This is a genomic window from Arthrobacter sp. JUb115, from assembly GCF_004365035.1.
Taxonomy (GTDB): Bacteria; Actinomycetota; Actinomycetes; order Actinomycetales; family Micrococcaceae; genus Glutamicibacter.
In genome coordinates this window covers 159,444-176,618 of record NZ_SOBS01000008.1, presented here as the reverse complement: position 1 = coordinate 176,618, position 17,175 = coordinate 159,444, and the positions used below count along the sequence as shown (strand labels likewise).

The following is a 17,175-nucleotide window of genomic DNA, read 5'->3' as shown; positions in this document are numbered from 1 at the left end:
GGCCGATGACTTTCAACACACAATAAAACAATATTTGAACTGATGATTTCAATGCTGTTCGCGTTCACTATGCGGTTACGAGACAACAACCTCTAGCCAGCAAATACGGATACAAGACTTTGTAGCACCGGAAAACATTGACCAGGAAACGTTTTGGTTTGTGTGCTTCGTGATTGTTACGGCGGTCATAGCGTGGGGGAAACGCCCGGTCCCATACCGAACCCGGAAGCTAAGGCCCACTGCGCCGATGGTACTGCACTCGTGAGGGTGTGGGAGAGTAGGTCACCGCCGGACTTAACTTGAGTAGATGGTTTGAGGCCCTGGTACCGTTTGGTGCCGGGGCCTCACCTGTTTAACCCGTCCCCTGGTAATCGACTTGCTACAGCCTATGGGTTCAGTTTCATGCTAGGCCCTTTTTGTCGTTAACCCCTTTTAGAAGAGTTGAATCTATCAAGGGGCTTCGATCGGCCACGCATGCGTCGATGGCTGGGGGGACAACCTTAGGGCCGCCACTGAGTGTCTTGCCACATTGGACCCGTTTCCCTATGGTATGACTCGTGCCTCCCGTAGACTTGAATTTAGATGTACATGCCTCGAGGGCATGCTGAATAGTTAATAGTGAAGTGATTTGCAAAGGCAAACACGAAGGTTGCGGTATTGAGATAGCCGCTGAAGGGGACATTAGATGTCTAACGAATTCCGCCGTAACTCCGACAACGGACGAGGCGACTTCCGGAACTCAGATTCAAACCGCAACAACTCCCGCGATGGCTTCAAGCGTCGCGACGACCGTAGTGATTTCAAGCGCACCGACGATAACCGTGGTGGCTTCCGCGGTGACCGTAATGCTGACCGCGGCGGTGACTTCAAGCGCGACGACAACCGTGGTGGTGGCTTCCGCAATGATGACCGTGGTGGTTTCCGTGGCGAGCGTCGCGATGACAACCGCGGTGGCGGCTTCAAGCGTGATGACAACCGTGGCGGTGGCTTCAAGCGTGATGACAACCGCGGTGGCGGTTTCCGCAATGATGACCGTGGTGGCTTCAAGCGTGATGACAACCGCGGTGGCGGTTTCAAGCGTGATGACAACCGCGGTGGCGGCTTCAAGCGTGATGACAACCGTGGCGGTGGCTTCAAGCGTGATGACAACCGTGGCGGTGGCTTCAAGCGTGATGACAACCGCGGTGGCGGTTTCCGCAATGATGACCGTGGCGGCTTCAAGCGTGATGACAACCGCGGCGGTGGCTTCAAGCGTGATGACAACCGTGGCGGCTTCAAGCGTGATGACAACCGCGGTGGCGGTTTCCGCAATGATGACCGTGGCGGCTTCAAGCGTGATGACAACCGCGGTGGCGGTTTCCGCAATGACGATCGTGGCGGCTTCAAGCGTGATGACAACCGCGGTGGCGGTTTCCGCAATGACGATCGTGGCGGCTTCAAGCGTGATGACAACCGCGGTGGCGGCTTCAAGCGTGATGACAACCGCGGTGGCGGCTTCAAGCGTGATGACAACCGCGGTGGCGGTTTCCGCAATGATGACCGTGGCGGCTTCAAGCGTGATGACAACCGTGGTGGCGGTTTCCGCAATGAAGACCGTGGTGGTTTCCGCGGCGAGCGTCGCGATGACAACCGTGGCGGTGGCTTCAAGCGTGATGACAACCGTGGTGGCGGTTTCCGCAATGACGATCGTGGCGGCTTCAAGCATGACGATAACCGTGGCGGTGGCTTCAAGCGTGATGACAACCGCGATGGTGGCTTCAAGCGTGCCGACGACCGTCGCTCGAAGGGTGAGTACCCAGCACGTGAAGACCGCTTTGCTGATAAGCGCGGTGACGCACCGCGCGCACATAATCCTGGCGATCTTCGCATCTCGAACCGTGCCGATCGTGAACAGTCCCCAGATATCGATGAGGATGTTACCGGTAAGGAGTTGGACCGCGTAGCACGCGCCCAGCTGCGTTACCTCGAAGAGCGCTCGGCAAGCTGGGTCGCAAAGCACCTGGTGATGGCTGGCCGCCTGCTGGAAGACGACCCAGAGCTGGCATACGAGCACACCCTGGCAGCATCGCGCCGCGGCGGCCGTGTCGCGGTGGTTCGCGAGGCCGTTGGCATCGCTGCCTACCACGCTGGCAAGTACGCCGATGCACTGCGCGAACTGCGTACCCACCGTCGTATTTCCGGTTCGGACTACAACCTGCCATTGATCGCTGACTCGCTGCGTGGCCTGGGCCGCCCAGAGAAGGCAATCGAGCTCGCCCAGTCCGAGGAATGCGCCAATCTGGAAAGCGCCGTCAAGGTTGAAATGCAGATGGTTGCTGCCGGTTCGTATGGTGACTTGGGCAAGCTGGATAAGGCACTGGCTGAGCTGGAGTCGCTGGAACAGCTGAACTTCAACCGTGCCTTCTCCTTCAGCCCACGTTTGTTCACTGCCTACGCTGATCTGCTGTCGGCTGCCGGCCGTGCAGAAGACGCGAAGCGCTGGAACGCTCAGGTCGAGGTTGCAGAAAGCGCCCTGGGCATCGAGCGTGAAACCGAATCCTTCATCATGGACCTGGCTCCGGAGATGGATGAGGAAGAGGAAACCCCACGCGCCAAGGATCTGATCGAGCCTTCGGAAGCTGAAGAAGCAGATGCCGACGCCGAGGCTGAAGAAGCAGATGCAGAAGCCGAGGCCGAAGAAGCAGAAGAGGCAGAAGCCGAGCAGACCGGCATCGACGAGGAAGATGACCTGAACGAAGTCATCGAATCCGACACGGAAGCTGGCGAAGCTGACGTGGAAGAAGAATCGGCGAAGTAAGCTTTGGCGTAGTAGCCAAATACCTCAAGTAGTAGGAACCACCACCGAATGCTGATTTCCGGATTTGATTCCGTCCTCTCCGACTTGGACGGCGTCGTCTATGCTGGCCCGAACGCCATTGACGACGCCGTGGAGTCGCTGAACACCCTCGCGGAAGTGAATGTCACCTTGGCGTTCATTACCAACAATGCTGGGCGTTCGCCGATGTCCGTCGCGGCCCACCTGCGCCAGCTGGGCGTGAAAACCAGCGCTGAGCAGGTTTTCGGTTCTGCCGACGCCGGTGCGGAGATGCTGGCCCGCGAATTGAATCCGGGATCCAAGGTTTTGGTGGTGGGTTCCCCCTACCTGCGCGAATGCATTGCCGTGCGCGGGTTGGAAGTCGTCGAATCCCATAAGGAAGAACCCGTAGCGGTGATCCAGGGGTTCGACCCGGACATCTCGTGGAAGAACCTGGCCGAGGCCAGCTACGCGATCAATCACGGTGCCCAATGGGTTGCCACCAACACCGACCTGACGATTCCGCGCGCCGAGGGCCTGGCCCCGGGCAACGGATCGCTGGTCAATGCGGTGAAACTGGCCACGAGCGTGGAACCACGCGTGGCGGGCAAACCCGAATCCTACCTGTTCGCTCGGGCCGCGGACCGACTGGATTCCCAGCGCCCGCTGGTCGTCGGCGACCGCCTGGATACCGACATCCTTGGCGGCTTCCGTGCCGGGTTCTCCACCGCGCTGGTGCTGACCGGTGTGGACACGCCGCGCACAGCACTGGGCGCGCCGGTCGAGCAGCGCCCCAACTACCTCATCAATTCGATGGCTGATCTGTACCGGCCGTATCCGACCATCAAGGTACTGGGCTACGGCGTGCAGGTCGGCGACGCGGTTGCCAAGGTCGATAACGGCGCGATCGAAGTCTCGGGCAGCGACCAGGACCTGAATGCCTGGCGCGCCGCCTGCCATGCCTGGTGGCTGGCCCATCCGCGCCAGTCGGGGCACGAAGAACCGGAAATCCGGTTTACCGAACGCGGGCTCGATGCCCTGCGCAAGATCCGGGGCTAAGCATGCAGCCGCAGAATCCTCTTCCGAGCCCTGGCCCTCGCGGGCTGGATGATGCAGCAGTGGAGCAGGCGCTGTCTTCCCTGGCCGACCATGACATTACCGAGCATGCCGGAATCTATGAGCAACTGCTCGTCGGCCTGCAGCAAGAACTGAATCGTACGGAGCACGGCGCGTGAATCGCCTGGATCAAGAACTTGTCACCCGTGGGCTGGCGCGCTCGCGCACCGAAGCAGCCAAGCTGATCGATGCCCAGCGGGTGCTGCTGAACGGGCAGGCCGCCACCAAGGCCGCCAAGAAGGTTTCCGCCACCGATGAGCTGGCGCTGGTGCCCAGCGAAGGCGAAGAATACGTCTCCCGTGCCGGGCATAAGCTCGCCGGAGCCCTAGATGCTTTTACGACTATTGACCCCGCTGGCCTGCACTGCCTGGACGCCGGTGCCTCGACCGGCGGCTTCACCGACGTGCTGTTGCGCCGCGGTGCGAAATCTGTGGTCGCAGCCGATGTAGGCCATGGCCAGCTGGTCGACGAGCTGCGCGAAGACCCCCGCGTCACGGTCCACGAAGGACTGAACGTCCGCTATCTGGCCCCCGAAGATATTGGGGGACCAGTCGACCTCGTAGTAGCCGACTTGTCCTTTATTTCGCTGCGCCTGGTGATCGACGCCTTGGCCGGGGCCGCCAAGGACGGCGGCTTCCTGCTGCTGATGGTCAAGCCGCAGTTCGAGGTCGGGCGCGAACACCTGAACCGCACCGGCGTGGTCACCGATCCCGCCCTGCGCCGCAGCTCCGTTGAAGCGGTGGTCGCCAGCGCGCAAGCCGCGGGACTGCACCTGCGCGGGCTGGCACGCAGCCCGCTGCCGGGACAGGACGGCAATGTCGAATTCTTCCTTTGGCTTGCCGCAGGAGAGGATCCACAGCCTGCCGATGTTCCACGCATCGGGCAGGATGTTGACTATTCTTAGTAGTGACGTGTTTTAGCCGTGGTCGATAACCACGGTCATTTTGCACCTCGCGATGCTGAGAGGGGCCGACCGCCTTGCGCCGAATCCTGATTTTCACCCATACCGGACGCCAAGAAGCGATCACCGCGGCCATAGAAACCTGCGCCCTGCTCAACGCCGCCGGAGCTATCCCGGTGATGCGCGGCAAGGACCAGCTGGCGATGACCGAAGCGATCGGCGCGGCTGTGCCTTCGGTGCAGGTGCTCGGCGAGGATTGCCAGATCGAGGACGTCGACATGGGCGTGGTGCTCGGTGGCGATGGCTCCGTGTTGCGTGCCGCGGAATTGGTGCGGGAATCCCCGATGCCGCTGGTGGGGGTAAACCTCGGGCATGTGGGTTTCCTCGCCGAAGCTGAACGCAGCGAACTGGCCTCCACCGTGGAAGCACTGGTCAATGAGACCTACACCGTGGAAGAACGCATGACCATGGAGGTCAAGGTGTGGCTGGACAACGTCTGCCTCGCCGAGACCTGGGCCTTGAACGAGGCCGCGGTGGAAAAGGCCAACCGCGAACGCATGGTCGAGGTCGTGATCGAGGTCGACGGCCGGCCGATCTCCACCTTCGGTTGCGATGGTGTCGTGATGGCCACGCCTACCGGTTCCACCGCGTACTCCTTCTCCGCCGGCGGCCCGGTGGTCTGGCCGGACGTGGCGGCGCTGATCATGGTGCCGATCTCCGCTCACGCACTGTTCGCCAAGCCCCTGGTCATTTCCCCGGATTCGATCATGGCCGTCGAAATGCTGACCCGCACCGATGCCGGGGCCGTGCTCTGGTGCGATGGACGGCGCACCATCGAGCTGCCGCCGGGAGCCCGTGTGGAAGTAACGCGCAGCGACCGCCCGGTGTACATGGCGCGATTGAACACGACGCCGTTTTCCGAGCGCCTGGTCAACAAGTTCGAGCTGCCCATTACCGGTTGGCGCGGACCAGCGAAGGAAGAGGCGCGCCGTCCGGCCACTACGGCACTGCCGGTGATCGGACCAGGCCTGCAAAGCGTCGATCCGCATTACCGCGATGAACCGGGCATTCCCATGGTGGGACGCCCCGAGGACTGAATAGCGGCCTCGAAGAAAAACTTTCCACACGCTCGAACATAGTTACGAAAAATAGGGTTAGAACACATATACTAAAAGCGCACGGTACGACTTGAACTCGACATTCGGGAGCAGGCATTGATTCAGGAAATCCAGATATCCAACCTTGGGGTGATCACCGAGGCCACGCTTCCGCTTGGTCCGGGACTCACGGTAGTCACCGGTGAAACCGGCGCTGGCAAGACCATGGTGATCACCGCCTTGTCCCTGCTGCTCGGGCGCCGGGCCGATGCCGGTGCGGTGCGCAACGGCGCCAAGCACGCCCTTGCTGAAGCCGTGGTGCACTTGCCGCCAGATCACCACGTGCTCGATGCCGCAGGCCAGGCAGGCGCATTCATCGAACCAGCGGGGGAGAACAGTGAACTGCTGCTTTCCCGCTCGCTCTCGGCCCAAGGCCGTTCACGCGCCACCATCGGCGGACGCAGCGCCCCTGTCGGCCTGCTAGCCGAACTGGGGCACGATCTGGTGGCCGTCCATGGCCAATCGGACCAGATTCGCCTGAAAGAGCCGGTGGCGCAACGCGATGCCCTGGACCGCTTTGCAGGTAGCTCGCTGTCGCGCACGCTAAGCAACTACCAGCGAGCCTACCGCCAGTGGCGATCGGCTTCCAAGGAGCTGGCGGGGCTCAAAACCGAATCGCGCAACCGTGTTCGCGAAGCAGAAAACTTGCGCCTGGCGCTGGACGAGATCGATTCCCTGGATCCGCAGCCGGGCGAGGACGAAGCCTTGCGCGAGCAATCCATGAAGCTGGGCAATGTCGAGTCCCTGCGCACCGCCGGGCGGCAGGCGCAAGCCGTCATCGACTCCGAGGATTTCGAGAACCCGGGCGTTACCACCTTGGCGGAGACCGCCCGCGGCGTGCTGGCCCAGGCCAGTGACGATGATACTGCGCTGGCCGCCTTCGCGGAGCGGGCAGCGGAACTGGGCATTCTCGCCTCGGAACTCTCCAGTGATCTTGCCGCCTACGTTGCCGACCTCGATGAGGAAGGTCCGGAGCGCTTGGCGCAGATTGAAGCCCGCCGTGCCGATTTGAGCAAGCTCATGCGCAAGTACGCACCGAGCATTGATCAGGTGCTCGCCTGGGCTGCCGAATCCCGTACCCGTCTGGAAGAACTCGGTGGGGATGACTCGCGCATCGAGGAGCTGGAAACAGAAGTCGTTGAATTGGAGCACAAGGTGGCCTCGCTGGCCTCGGACCTCTCCGACGCGCGCCGCAAGGCTGCCAAGAAACTCTCCGCGCAGGTTTCAGCCGAGCTCAAGGCCCTGGCGATGCCGGATGCCAAGCTCGTCATCGAGGTGAAGGAACTGGAAGAACCAGGTGCCTTCGGCCAGGACGCGATTTCCATGCTGCTGGCCCCGCATGCCGGAGCCTCGCCGCGACCGCTGGGCAAGGGTGCCAGCGGCGGCGAGCTCTCCCGCGTCATGCTGGCCATTGAAGTCGTCCTAGCGGCGGTCGACCCGGTGCCGACCTTCGTCTTTGACGAGGTGGACCAGGGCGTGGGTGGCAAAGCGGCGGTGGCCATTGGAGAGCGCCTGGCGATGCTGGCAAAGCATGTGCAGGTCATCGTCGTGACCCACCTGCCCCAGGTGGCCGCCTATGCGGATCGGCACATTCGTGTGATCAAGAATTCAGATGCCAAGTCGAAGGCGGGAGCTGGCTACACTGCCAGCGATGTCATCAGCCTGGATCAGGAAGCCCGCGTCAAGGAACTTGCGCGCATGCTCGCCGGCCAAGAGGAATCCGGCACGGCGCAGGCGCATGCTGAGGAGTTGCTTGAAGAAGCGCAGAACCTAGTGTCATCGCTCACTTCCAAGAGAATGGCGAAAGCCTAAAAGTCTTGGTGAGCCCCTGAATTACGGCAATGCTAGGGCATTGGCCGGAGGTGCACTAGAGTCTTATGAGGATGCGAAATATTGGAATGGTGATAGGATGAAATCCCGTGGTGCAGCGTAATTCAACTCGTGATTCCCGGTCGTCTGAAACGACAAAGCATATCTTCGTCACCGGCGGTGTGGCCTCTTCCCTGGGTAAGGGATTGACGGCATCCAGCCTTGGACATCTACTTCGAGCTCGTGGTCTCTCAGTGACCATGCAGAAGCTCGACCCGTACCTGAACGTCGATCCAGGTACTATGAACCCCTTCCAGCACGGTGAAGTCTTCGTTACTGACGATGGCGCAGAAACCGATCTGGATATCGGACACTATGAGCGTTTCCTGGATGAGAACCTTCCGGGTACCGCCAACGTGACCACCGGACAGGTCTACTCGACCGTTCTGGAACGCGAACGTCGCGGTGAATACCTCGGCGATACCGTTCAGGTCATCCCTCACATCACCGATGAGATCAAGCGTCGTATGCGCTTGGCAGCAACCGAACCAGGGGCCGGCAAGTCGGCACCTGACGTGATCATCACGGAAATCGGTGGCACCGTCGGCGATATCGAATCCCAGCCATTCCTCGAAGCAGCACGCCAGGTCCGCCAGGACATCGGCCGCAAGAACGCATTCTTCGTACACGTTTCCCTGGTTCCATTCATCGGCCCAAGCCATGAACTGAAGACCAAGCCTACCCAGCACTCCGTTGCCGCTTTGCGTTCGATCGGTATCCAGCCAGATTCGCTGGTAATCCGCTCGGACCGTCCAATCCCGGCAGAAATGCGCGCCAAGCTCGGCCGTACCTGCGATGTGGACACCGAAGCAGTGATCAACTGCGCCGATGCTCCAAGCATCTACGACATCCCAAAGGTCATCCACTCCCAGGGCCTGGACGCTTACATCGTCCAGACCTTGGAGATGAAGTTCCGCGACGTCGACTGGGCTTCGTGGGATCGCTTGCTCGAAGTCGTGCACAACCCCGCAACCGAGTTGACCGTAGCTTTGGTGGGCAAGTACATCGATCTGCCCGACGCCTACCTGTCGGTCACCGAAGCTCTGCGTGCCGGCGGGTTCGCAAACAACGCCAAGGTCAACATCCGCTGGGTACCAGCAGATGACTGCGCTACCGAAGCAGGGGCCGCCAAGGCGCTTGAGGGTGCAGAGGCAATCTGCGTCCCCGGTGGCTTCGGCATCCGCGGTCTGGAAGGCAAGCTGGGCGCGCTGCGCTTCGCTCGCGAAAACAAGCTGCCAACCCTGGGCCTGTGCCTGGGACTGCAGTCGATGGTCATCGAATACGCCCGCAACATGGCTGGCCTCACCGATGCATCGTCCACCGAATTCGATCCTGAAACCTCGACCCCGGTCATCGCGACCATGGAAGAGCAGCTGGACATCGTTGAAGGCAAGGGCGACCTGGGCGGCACCATGCGTTTGGGCCTGTACGACGCAAAGCTGCTTGAGGGATCGGTTCTGGCTGAGACCTACGGCAAGACCGAGGTTGCGGAGCGCCATCGCCACCGCTACGAGGTCAACAACTCGTACCGCGCGCAGCTCGAAGAGGCTGGCCTGGTCTTCGCTGGCACCTCGCCAGATGGAAACCTGGTCGAGTTCGTTGAACTGCCAAGGGAAGTACACCCGTACTACGTTTCAACGCAGGCTCACCCTGAGCTCTCCAGCCGCCCGACTCGCCCGCACCCGCTGTTTGCAGGTCTGGTCGAGGCAGCTCTGGGGCTGCGCAAGTAAGTAAGTAATACAGCTTGCCGGAGGTAAAACTCTGAAGGCACTGCGCGCCGGTCGTTACTGACCGGCGCGTAGCTGTTTAAGCTGGAGAATACCGACCAGCTTTTTCCACCGAAGGACGATCCTCGTGCCGCTGCATCCGATAGCCGATGAATTCTCACCACGTGAATTGCTGAACCGTGAAACCGTGTACGAGGGACGGATCTGGGACGTCATCCATGACACGGTGAAGCTCTCCGAATCCGGGGCGACCATTGAACGCGATTACATCAACCACCCCGGTGCTGTATGCGTTCTGGTCATGGATGCTGAAGAACGCATCTTGATGGTCAACCAGTACCGCCACCCGGTAGGCATGCGGCTGTGGGAAATCCCTGCCGGGCTGCTCGATGTGGCTGGAGAACCACCTTTGGAAGCTGCCAAGCGCGAATTATGGGAAGAAGCGGATCGTACCGCCGAGCACTGGTCGATCCTCACCGATGTTTTCTTGAGCCCGGGCTCCTCGGCCGAGGCAGTGCGAGTCTACCTCGCGCGCGATGCGAAACTGGTTGCCGCCGATCAGCGCCATGAGCGTACCGAGGAGGAAGCTGAAATGATCAGCACCTGGGTGCCGCTGGAGGAAGCCGTCGCAGCCGTGCTGGCAGGCAAGATCCATAATCCCACCGCGACAATCGCGATCCTTGCCGCTCATGCAGCCCGTACCAGCAAGTACTTGGACCTGCGCGATGCGAACGAGCCATTCGATGTGCACCCATACCTGCGCGAAGGATGAGCGGCCACTTCGAGACCCCGCTCAAGCGCTACCTGCAGCATCTGGCGATCGAGCGCGGGCTGGCCGAGAATACACTGGCTTCCTACCGGAGGGATCTGCTTCGCTACGTTGAAGCGCTGCAGGCAGCCGGCGTAGCACAACCGCAGCAGATTACCGAGCTGGCCATCAGCGGCTACCTTCAGGATCTATCCCGCGGGGACCAAGAGCATAAGCCGTTGAGCGCCCGCTCCGTCGCTCGCCATTCGGTAGCCATCCGCCAACTGCACAAGTACTGGGAGCTCGAAGGGATTTGCGCGCCTAACCCAGCCCGCGAGATCCAGCCTCCGGCTATCGGGCAATCCCTGCCCAAAGCGATCTCCATCGACCTTGTTACCAGGATCCTCGAATCGGTGAGCATCGAAACACCTGCCGGGCTGAGGGATCGCGCGATTCTGGAATTCTTGTACTCCACCGGTGCGCGCATTTCCGAAGTCGTTGACCTGGACGTCGATGACCTGCACTTTGCCGACGATGCGGTGGTGCGCTTGTTCGGCAAGGGATCCAAGGAGCGGGTCGTTCCGGTGGGCGGTTATGCCCAGCGTGCGGTGAGCGATTATCTGGTGCGTTCCCGTCCCGGGCTAGCCGCCAAGGGCAAGGGAACTCCAGCGTTGTTCCTGAACCAGCGCGGGGGACGGCTTTCCCGCCAATCGGTGTGGCTGTTGCTTTCGAAGGCCGCTGAGCGCGCCGGGGTTTCCACCGAGGTTTCTCCGCATACGCTGCGCCATTCCTTCGCCACTCATTTGCTGGAGGGCGGCGCGGATGTGCGGGTGGTCCAGGAGCTGCTGGGACATGCATCGGTCACCACCACGCAGATCTACACCAAGGTCACCGTGGATTCGCTGCGTGAGGCCTACCAGTTGGCCCACCCGAGGGTGAACTAGTGGTCGCCGGCCACCAGGTGCGTTCTGCCAAGCAGGTAGCCCTCGTGGCGCTGCTGCAGGAGCGCGAAGGACGGCTGCACGTGTTGCTCGGACGCAAGCGTCGCGGATTCGGCAAGGGCAATATCGTGTTGCCCGGCGGCAAGATCGAGCAGGGAGAGAGCGCGCGGCAAGCGGCCGTCCGGGAATTCTCCGAGGAAACCGGACTGCTTCTCGCTCCGGAGGATCTGGAGCCTGCGGCGCAGGTCATTTTCCGGTTCCCCGCCCAGCCGGCAGCCGACATGGAATGCGCCACCTTCATTGCCTGGAAGGCATCGGGCCAGCTGCACATCACCGAGGAGCTCGAGCCGCTGTGGGCCGATCCGGCGGCCTTGCCCTTGGGGCAGATGTGGCAGGATTCCCCGTTGTGGCTGCCGCAACTCGTAGCCGGCGGGAAATTTACCGTCGAGATCGTGCTGGCGCAGGACAACATCTCGGTGCAGAGCATCAGCTTCGAGAACTGGGACTAGCCAGCGAGCTGCATCTAGTCCTGTTCGGTTTCGAAGATCAAGAGGTCGCCGGGCTGGCATTCCAATTCCCGGCAGAGGGCTTCAAGGGTGCTGAAACGTACGGCCTTGGCGCGCCCGTTCTTGAGCACCGCGAGGTTGGCCGGGGTAATGCCGATGCGTTCGGCCAACTCGCCGACGGCCATTTTGCGGCGGGCCAGCATCACGTCTATATCTACGCGGATTCCCATTAGATCACGCCGCCCAGTTCGGTACGGAGCGCATCGGCTTGGGCTTCGGTCATCGCCGCTTGTGCGAGCAACTGCCGCAGTACGAGCACGATGATGCTGATGCCGATCATCAGCACTCCGGCTCCACCAACAAGAAGCACGACTCCGGGTGCAATTTCCGTGCTGGCGGCGAAGATCGCTCCGAGGGCAAAAGTGGATAGGGCGCCGATCGTGAAGGCAATGATGATCGGCGTTACATAGCCCAGGGAAGCGGGATCGAAAACGGTGCCGCGTTTAACTCTCGTGGCTAGTTTCCACACGCTGTAGACGCAGGTTTCAATGATGAGCCCGGCGAGAAGCAAGTAGCCGAGGAAGGAGGCTTGAAAGAACTTGTCGGTGCCGTTGCTCGGCGACTCGTGGATCAAGATCATCGGGATCATGAACAGCTGCACAAAAAGAGTGCCGGCCAGGATCACGGCCAGAACTACCTTCAAACCGATAATGCTGAATTTTCCCATGGCAATAGACCTTATCGTTCTTCGGAATGTATCTATCGTTAAACGATAGGCCCATTGGCCTGGGACTGCAACTTCGGGCAACGACGGCAAGCCGATGCCGTTCCGCAGCTGGCACGGCAATGGCCACGGGCTGGCACGGCTGTGCCATACCCGCGGCCAATACCGGGAGTCGAAGTGTGTCTACAGCGAGCGCTGCTCCACGCCGTTATAAGCCGAAAGCGGGCGGATCAACGCATTGGCTGCGCGCTGCTCGAAGATGTGGCTGGTCCAGCCGGTGATGCGTGCCGCGATGAAGATCGGGGTGAACATCTCGGTGTCGAAGCCCATCAGATGATAGGTAGGGCCGGCCGGGTAGTCGAGGTTCGGCTTGATGGACTTGGCCTCGTCCATGGCTGCCTCCAGGCCGTCGTACAAGCCCAGCATCTCATGGCGGCCGTAGTGCTCGATCATGCGATCCAGCGCGGCCTTCATGGTTGGCACGCGGGAGTCGCCGTGCTTGTAGACGCGGTGGCCGAAGCCCATGACCTTCTTCTTGGCGGCCAGTGCCTCTTCCATCCACGACTTGGCGCGCTTGGCTGCATCCTCGCGGGATTCTTCCTTGTCGATGCCGATCTCGTTGAAGGTATGCATGACAGCTTCGTTGGCGCCGCCGTGCAGGGGGCCCTTCAGTGCGCCGATCGCCCCGGTGACGGCCGAGTGCAGGTCGGAGAGGGTCGAGGTGATCACGCGGGCGGTGAAGGTCGAAGCGTTGAAGGAGTGCTCGGCATAGAGCACCATCGATACGCGGAACGCGTCGACAACCTCGGGGGCTGCTTCTTCGCCGAAGGCCATCCACAGGAAGTTCGAGGAGTAATCCAGATCTCCGCGCGGAGCTACCGCGTCCTGGCCGCGGCGGCGGCGCTGGTCGTAGGCAACCACTGCGGGGAAGGCCGCGAACAGCTCTTTGGCCTTGAGCAGCTCTGCCTCGGGGGAGGAGTTCTCGGCCTCGGGGTGGTTGGCGCCGATTACCGAGACGGCGGTACGGCCCACATCCATGGGATGGCAGTCAGCTGGAAGCAGGTCGATAGCGGCCTTCACCCGCGGGTCCAGCGCGCGGTTGGCCCGCTCGAAAGCACTGAACTCGGTCAGTTCGCTTTGCGTTGGCAGCTCGCCGGTCCAGAGCAGCAAGGCGACCTCTTCGAAGGACTTGTTCGCGGCCAGGTCCTGGACCGGGTAGCCGCGGTAGAGCAGCGAGTTGGTGTCTGGATTGACCTTGGAGACGGCGGTGTAGTCAACGACGACGCCTGCTAGGCCCTTCTTGATTTCCTCGGTGGCAGTCATTCTTGCTCCTCTTCATTGCCGGAGAATAATAATGCTTTGGGTCGCGCCGGCCGGCGGGTGCCGGCCGGCGCAGGGGGTAGTAGGTGCTTGCGAGCCTAGAGGTTCGCGCTGTTGGAATCAATGTCCAGGGTTGGGATCTGGAAGTTGAAGATTCCGGTGTCGAAGCGGTTGTAGGCCTCGTAGTCCACGAGCTCGTACAAACGTGACCTGGTCAACATGCTATCCACTTCACGGGCCTGGGTGCCATCCTCGCTGATGGCATCCAGTACGCGTTCAGCCGCGCCCATGGCGCTACGCAGCAAGGTGACCGGATAGATGATCAGCGCGACGCCTGCATCGGCCAGTTCCTGGCGGTTGAACAGCTCGGACTTGCCGAACTCGGTCATGTTCGCCAGTACCGGCACGTCGACCGCATTGCATACTGCCTCGAATTCGGCGACGTTCTTCATCGCCTCCGGGAAGATCGCGTCGGCACCAGCATCGACCATCGCCTTGGCGCGGTCGATCGCCGCATCCAGGCCATCGACCGCACGGATATCGGTGCGGGCCATGATCAGGAAGTTCTCATCGATGCGTGCATCAGCGGCAGCGGCGATGCGCTTGAGCATGGTGTCGGTATCCACCACATTCTTGCCATCCAGGTGCCCGCAGCGCTTCGGGTTGAACTGGTCCTCGATGTGGCAGCCGGCCAGGCCGGCGTATTCGAGTTCCTGGATGGTGCGGGCCACGTTCATCGGCTCGCCGAATCCGGTGTCGGCATCCACGATCGCCGGCAGGTCAGACATGCGCGCGATCTGCCCGGCGCGGGTTGCTACCTCGGTCAGCGAAGTCAGGCCGATATCCGGCAGGCCCAGGTCGTTGGCCAGCACGGCACCGGAGATGTAGATTCCGTCGAACTGCTTCTCGCTGATCAGCTTGGCCGAGAGCGGGTTGAAGGCTCCGGGGAACTGGCGGGCAGCGCCCGGGGTGAGCATCTCGCGCAGCGCAAGGCGCTTTTCTGCGGGGGTCCTGGTCGAGTACAGCATGCTAGAACAGGCCCTTCGGTGCGGCCGCGGCGTCGATGACGCCCGCTGCGGCGGCGATGTTCAGCTGGTCCAATTCGCCGGCGGCCAGGTTTTCCAGGTTTTCCGCGGCCGCGATGAAGCGGTCGATCTCGGCGTCGTCCACCAGGCCGGCGGCCAGGGTGCGGAACTTGTTGATGTACTGCTCGCGGGCGAAGGGACGGGCGCCCAGCGGGTGCGCGTCCGCAACGGCGATTTCGTCGGTGATCACGGTGCCATCGTTCAAGGTGATTTCCACCGAGCCGCCGAAAGCCTTCTCGGCAATATCCAGCGAGTGGTAGCGGCGGGTCCATTCGGCATCTTCTTCGGTGGCCACCTTGTTCCACAGCTCCACGGTGTCGGCGCGGCCGGCACGCTCTGGCGAGTAGGAATCCACGTGGTGCCATGCGCCATCCTGCAGGGCGACGGTGAAGATGTACGGGATCGAGTGATCCAGGGTCTCGCGCGATGCGGTTGGATCGTACTTCTGCGGGTCGTTGGCTCCGGAACCGATGACGTAGTGCGTGTGGTGGCTGGTCTTGATCAGCACCGACTTGACGTTCTGCGGGTCGGTGGCCTCCGGGTGCTCGCCATGCAGCTTGCGGGCCAGGTCGATCCAGGCCTGCGCCTGGTACTCGGCCGAATGCTCCTTGGTGTAGGTGTCCAGGATGGCGCGCTTGGCTTCGCCGGCCTCTGGCAGCGGCACCTCGTAGGCGGCATCCTTGCCGTCGAGCATCCAGGCGATCACGCCGTCTTCGCCTTCGTAGATTGGCACGGGGGAAGTCTGGCCGCGCATCGCGCGGTCGGCAGCCTCGACGGCCATCTTGCCGGCGAAGGCCGGGGCATGGGCCTTCCAGGTGGAGATTTCGCCCTTGCGCGACTGGCGGGTGGCGGTGGTGGTGTGCAGGCCCTGGCCAACGGCCTGGAAGATGGTCTCGACATCCAGCCCCAGCAGGGTGCCGATGCCGGCAGCGGCCGATGGGCCCAGGTGCGCTACGTGGTCGATCTTGTGCTTGTGCAGGCAGATGGCCTTGACCAAGTCCACCTGGATCTCGTAGCCCGTGGCGATGCCGCGGATCAGGTCCTTGCCCGAAGCTCCGGTGTGCTGGGCAACCGCCAGGATCGGCGGGATGTTATCGCCCGGGTGGGAGTACTCGGCAGCCAGGAAGGTGTCGTGGTAATCCAATTCGCGCACGGCCACCCCGTTGGCCCACGCGGCCCATTCCGGGGAAACCTTCTCGGAAATGCCGAAGACGCTGGCGCCCGCACCGCCGGTGGATGGCGCGTGCGACAGTGCCTGGGCGCGGGCGGCAACGATCGGGCCGCGGTTCAGCGAAGCGATCGCGACCGAAGCATTGTCGATGATGCGGTTAATGATCATGCCGGCCACTTCTGCGGTGACCTCTACCGGATCGGCAGCAACCGTGGCGATCTTATGTGCCAGCTGGTCTTCGCGAGCCAGGTTTTCCTCTGAGCGGTATACGCGTACGGGGTGGTTGATCATGGTAACTGCCTTTCTGATCCGGCCGCATGGGCCATGATGTGGGTGAAGGATTCGTGCAGGTGAACTGTGGTGGCCGCGGCCGCGACCTCTGGGTTTCCGCTGGCGATTGCCCTGGCGATGGCCGCGTGCTCGGAAGCGGAAGCCTTGAGCCTTTCGGGATTGTCCTTGGCCATGCGCCGCACCCGTTGCAGGTTCACCCGCAAGGTGCGCAGGGCGTTGGACAGGTAATTATTGCCAGCTGCTTCGTCGATGGACTCGTCCAGCAGCTGCACCAGCTGGTAGTAGGACTCCCGGGATCCGGGAAGCTCCACCTCCGTGAGAGCTGCTTCGAAGCGGCTGGCCAGCTGCGTGAAGGCCGATCGCTGCGCGGACTTGGCAGCTTCGCGTGCGCTGGCGCATTCCAATGCCACGCGCAATACGAACAGGTCTTCCACGTGGTCCTCGCTGACCTCGGAGACGACAGCGCCGCGTCCGCGATGCTGAACCGCCAAGCCGTCGGCGACCAGCCGGCCCAAGGCCTCGCGCACCGGAGTGCGGGAAACGCCCAGGCGTTCTGACTGTTCCACTTCGGCCAGGACGGTCCCTGGAGCCAGCCGCCATTCGACAATGTCGGCGCGGAGGCTCTCGTAAACCTTGTCGCTTGCTCTCATGGCTCCAGTGTATACATGAAACCCGAAAATGTGTGAGTTGCGCCAAATTCTTTCGGTATTTTTTCGAAATCTGTATACAAAGTGGTTGCGGTGATGTGATCGTACTCATACAGTTAACGCCAAGAGGACGACCTCAACCACCACACAGGTGCCGGATGATGATGCCCCGGTGCCA

Annotated in this window: 16 protein-coding genes, 1 rRNA gene and 1 pseudogene; 12 read left to right on the top strand and 6 right to left on the bottom strand. The window is 61.8% G+C overall.

All coding sequences use genetic code 11. The features are described 5' to 3' along the window. The first annotated feature begins 177 nt into the window (after positions 1 to 177). The 12 genes and pseudogenes from rrf to EDF61_RS14375 all read left to right on the top strand — a co-directional run bounded on the left by rrf (position 178) and on the right by EDF61_RS14375 (position 11,762). Positions 178 to 294 (top strand): 5S ribosomal RNA (gene rrf, locus EDF61_RS14425). A gap of 391 nt (positions 295 to 685) precedes the next feature. Beyond that, a pseudogene (locus tag EDF61_RS19280) lies at positions 686 to 1,252 on the top strand (DEAD/DEAH box helicase); the annotation flags it as partial. 678 nt (positions 1,253 to 1,930) lie between these two features. Continuing rightward, positions 1,931 to 2,797, top strand: coding sequence for a tetratricopeptide repeat protein (locus tag EDF61_RS14415; protein ID WP_105659023.1), 867 nt, complete (start codon positions 1,931 to 1,933; stop codon positions 2,795 to 2,797). A gap of 48 nt (positions 2,798 to 2,845) precedes the next feature. After that, entirely contained in the window at positions 2,846 to 3,853 is a 1,008-nt protein-coding gene (locus EDF61_RS14410) for an HAD-IIA family hydrolase (protein ID WP_105659024.1), read from the top strand. Positions 3,854 to 3,855: 2 nt separating this feature from the next. Continuing rightward, a complete protein-coding gene (locus EDF61_RS18825; protein ID WP_166650819.1) occupies positions 3,856 to 4,029 on the top strand; it encodes a hypothetical protein in 174 nt (57 codons plus the stop codon). Next, the gene (locus EDF61_RS14405; RefSeq protein ID WP_105659025.1) at positions 4,026 to 4,814 is read left to right on the top strand and encodes a TlyA family RNA methyltransferase; all 789 of its coding nucleotides are present in this window, start codon (positions 4,026 to 4,028) and stop codon (positions 4,812 to 4,814) included. The genes EDF61_RS18825 and EDF61_RS14405 overlap by 4 nt, the downstream gene beginning before the upstream one ends. 74 nt (positions 4,815 to 4,888) lie before the next feature. After that, the gene (locus EDF61_RS14400) at positions 4,889 to 5,908 is read left to right on the top strand and encodes an NAD kinase (RefSeq protein ID WP_133834502.1); all 1,020 of its coding nucleotides are present in this window, start codon (positions 4,889 to 4,891) and stop codon (positions 5,906 to 5,908) included. Positions 5,909 to 6,025: 117 nt separating this feature from the next. Next, positions 6,026 to 7,780, top strand: coding sequence for a DNA repair protein RecN (recN, locus tag EDF61_RS14395; RefSeq protein WP_105659027.1), 1,755 nt, complete (start codon positions 6,026 to 6,028; stop codon positions 7,778 to 7,780). A gap of 107 nt (positions 7,781 to 7,887) precedes the next feature. Next, the gene (pyrG, locus tag EDF61_RS14390) at positions 7,888 to 9,567 is read left to right on the top strand and encodes a CTP synthase (protein ID WP_105659028.1); all 1,680 of its coding nucleotides are present in this window, start codon (positions 7,888 to 7,890) and stop codon (positions 9,565 to 9,567) included. Positions 9,568 to 9,691: 124 nt separating this feature from the next. After that, complete coding sequence (locus EDF61_RS14385) at positions 9,692 to 10,336, top strand: NUDIX domain-containing protein (RefSeq protein WP_105659029.1); 645 nt, start codon at positions 9,692 to 9,694, stop codon at positions 10,334 to 10,336. Further along, positions 10,333 to 11,256, top strand: coding sequence for a site-specific tyrosine recombinase XerD (gene xerD / locus EDF61_RS14380; RefSeq protein WP_105659030.1), 924 nt, complete (start codon positions 10,333 to 10,335; stop codon positions 11,254 to 11,256). The genes EDF61_RS14385 and xerD overlap by 4 nt, the downstream gene beginning before the upstream one ends. After that, positions 11,256 to 11,762: an 8-oxo-dGTP diphosphatase gene (locus tag EDF61_RS14375; RefSeq protein WP_105659031.1), complete on the top strand. Its 507-nt coding sequence runs from the start codon at positions 11,256 to 11,258 to the stop codon at positions 11,760 to 11,762. Before xerD ends, EDF61_RS14375 begins: the two co-directional genes overlap by 1 nt. Positions 11,763 to 11,776: 14 nt before the next feature. On the opposite strand, the gene EDF61_RS14370 is transcribed toward EDF61_RS14375, so the two are convergent. The 6 genes from EDF61_RS14370 to EDF61_RS14345 form a co-directional block, all read right to left on the bottom strand. After that, positions 11,777 to 11,989, bottom strand: a complete 213-nt coding sequence (locus EDF61_RS14370) for a helix-turn-helix domain-containing protein (protein ID WP_105659032.1) — start codon at positions 11,987 to 11,989, stop codon at positions 11,777 to 11,779. Continuing rightward, entirely contained in the window at positions 11,989 to 12,486 is a 498-nt protein-coding gene (locus EDF61_RS14365) for a DUF2975 domain-containing protein (protein ID WP_105662543.1), read from the bottom strand. The genes EDF61_RS14370 and EDF61_RS14365 overlap by 1 nt, the downstream gene beginning before the upstream one ends. Positions 12,487 to 12,666: 180 nt before the next feature. Beyond that, positions 12,667 to 13,806: a bifunctional 2-methylcitrate synthase/citrate synthase gene (locus EDF61_RS14360; RefSeq protein WP_105659034.1), complete on the bottom strand. Its 1,140-nt coding sequence runs from the start codon at positions 13,804 to 13,806 to the stop codon at positions 12,667 to 12,669. Positions 13,807 to 13,901: 95 nt separating this feature from the next. Further along, complete coding sequence (prpB, locus tag EDF61_RS14355) at positions 13,902 to 14,831, bottom strand: methylisocitrate lyase (protein ID WP_105659035.1); 930 nt, start codon at positions 14,829 to 14,831, stop codon at positions 13,902 to 13,904. Between the two features lies 1 nt (position 14,832). Beyond that, on the bottom strand, positions 14,833 to 16,350 hold the full coding sequence (locus tag EDF61_RS14350; RefSeq protein ID WP_105659036.1) for an MmgE/PrpD family protein: 1,518 nt from the start codon (positions 16,348 to 16,350) through the stop codon (positions 14,833 to 14,835). Further along, the gene (locus tag EDF61_RS14345; protein WP_105659037.1) at positions 16,347 to 17,000 is read right to left on the bottom strand and encodes a GntR family transcriptional regulator; all 654 of its coding nucleotides are present in this window, start codon (positions 16,998 to 17,000) and stop codon (positions 16,347 to 16,349) included. The genes EDF61_RS14350 and EDF61_RS14345 overlap by 4 nt, the downstream gene beginning before the upstream one ends. Positions 17,001 to 17,175 lie beyond the last annotated feature (175 nt).

Bases quoted from the DNA above. Each gene is read 5' to 3' on its own strand.
- EDF61_RS14370 (WP_105659032.1), bottom strand. From the start codon at position 11,989: ATGGGAATCCGCGTAGATATAGACGTGATGCTGGCCCGCCGCAAAATG.
- EDF61_RS14410 (WP_105659024.1), top strand. From the start codon at position 2,846: ATGCTGATTTCCGGATTTGATTCCGTCCTCTCCGACTTGGACGGCGTC.
- EDF61_RS14350 (WP_105659036.1), bottom strand. From the start codon at position 16,350: ATGATCAACCACCCCGTACGCGTATACCGCTCAGAGGAAAACCTGGCT.
- EDF61_RS18825 (WP_166650819.1), top strand. From the start codon at position 3,856: ATGCAGCCGCAGAATCCTCTTCCGAGCCCTGGCCCTCGCGGGCTGGAT.
- xerD (WP_105659030.1), top strand. From the start codon at position 10,333: ATGAGCGGCCACTTCGAGACCCCGCTCAAGCGCTACCTGCAGCATCTG.
- EDF61_RS14365 (WP_105662543.1), bottom strand. From the start codon at position 12,486: ATGGGAAAATTCAGCATTATCGGTTTGAAGGTAGTTCTGGCCGTGATC.
- prpB (WP_105659035.1), bottom strand. From the start codon at position 14,831: ATGCTGTACTCGACCAGGACCCCCGCAGAAAAGCGCCTTGCGCTGCGC.
- EDF61_RS14360 (WP_105659034.1), bottom strand. From the start codon at position 13,806: ATGACTGCCACCGAGGAAATCAAGAAGGGCCTAGCAGGCGTCGTCGTT.
- EDF61_RS14345 (WP_105659037.1), bottom strand. From the start codon at position 17,000: ATGAGAGCAAGCGACAAGGTTTACGAGAGCCTCCGCGCCGACATTGTC.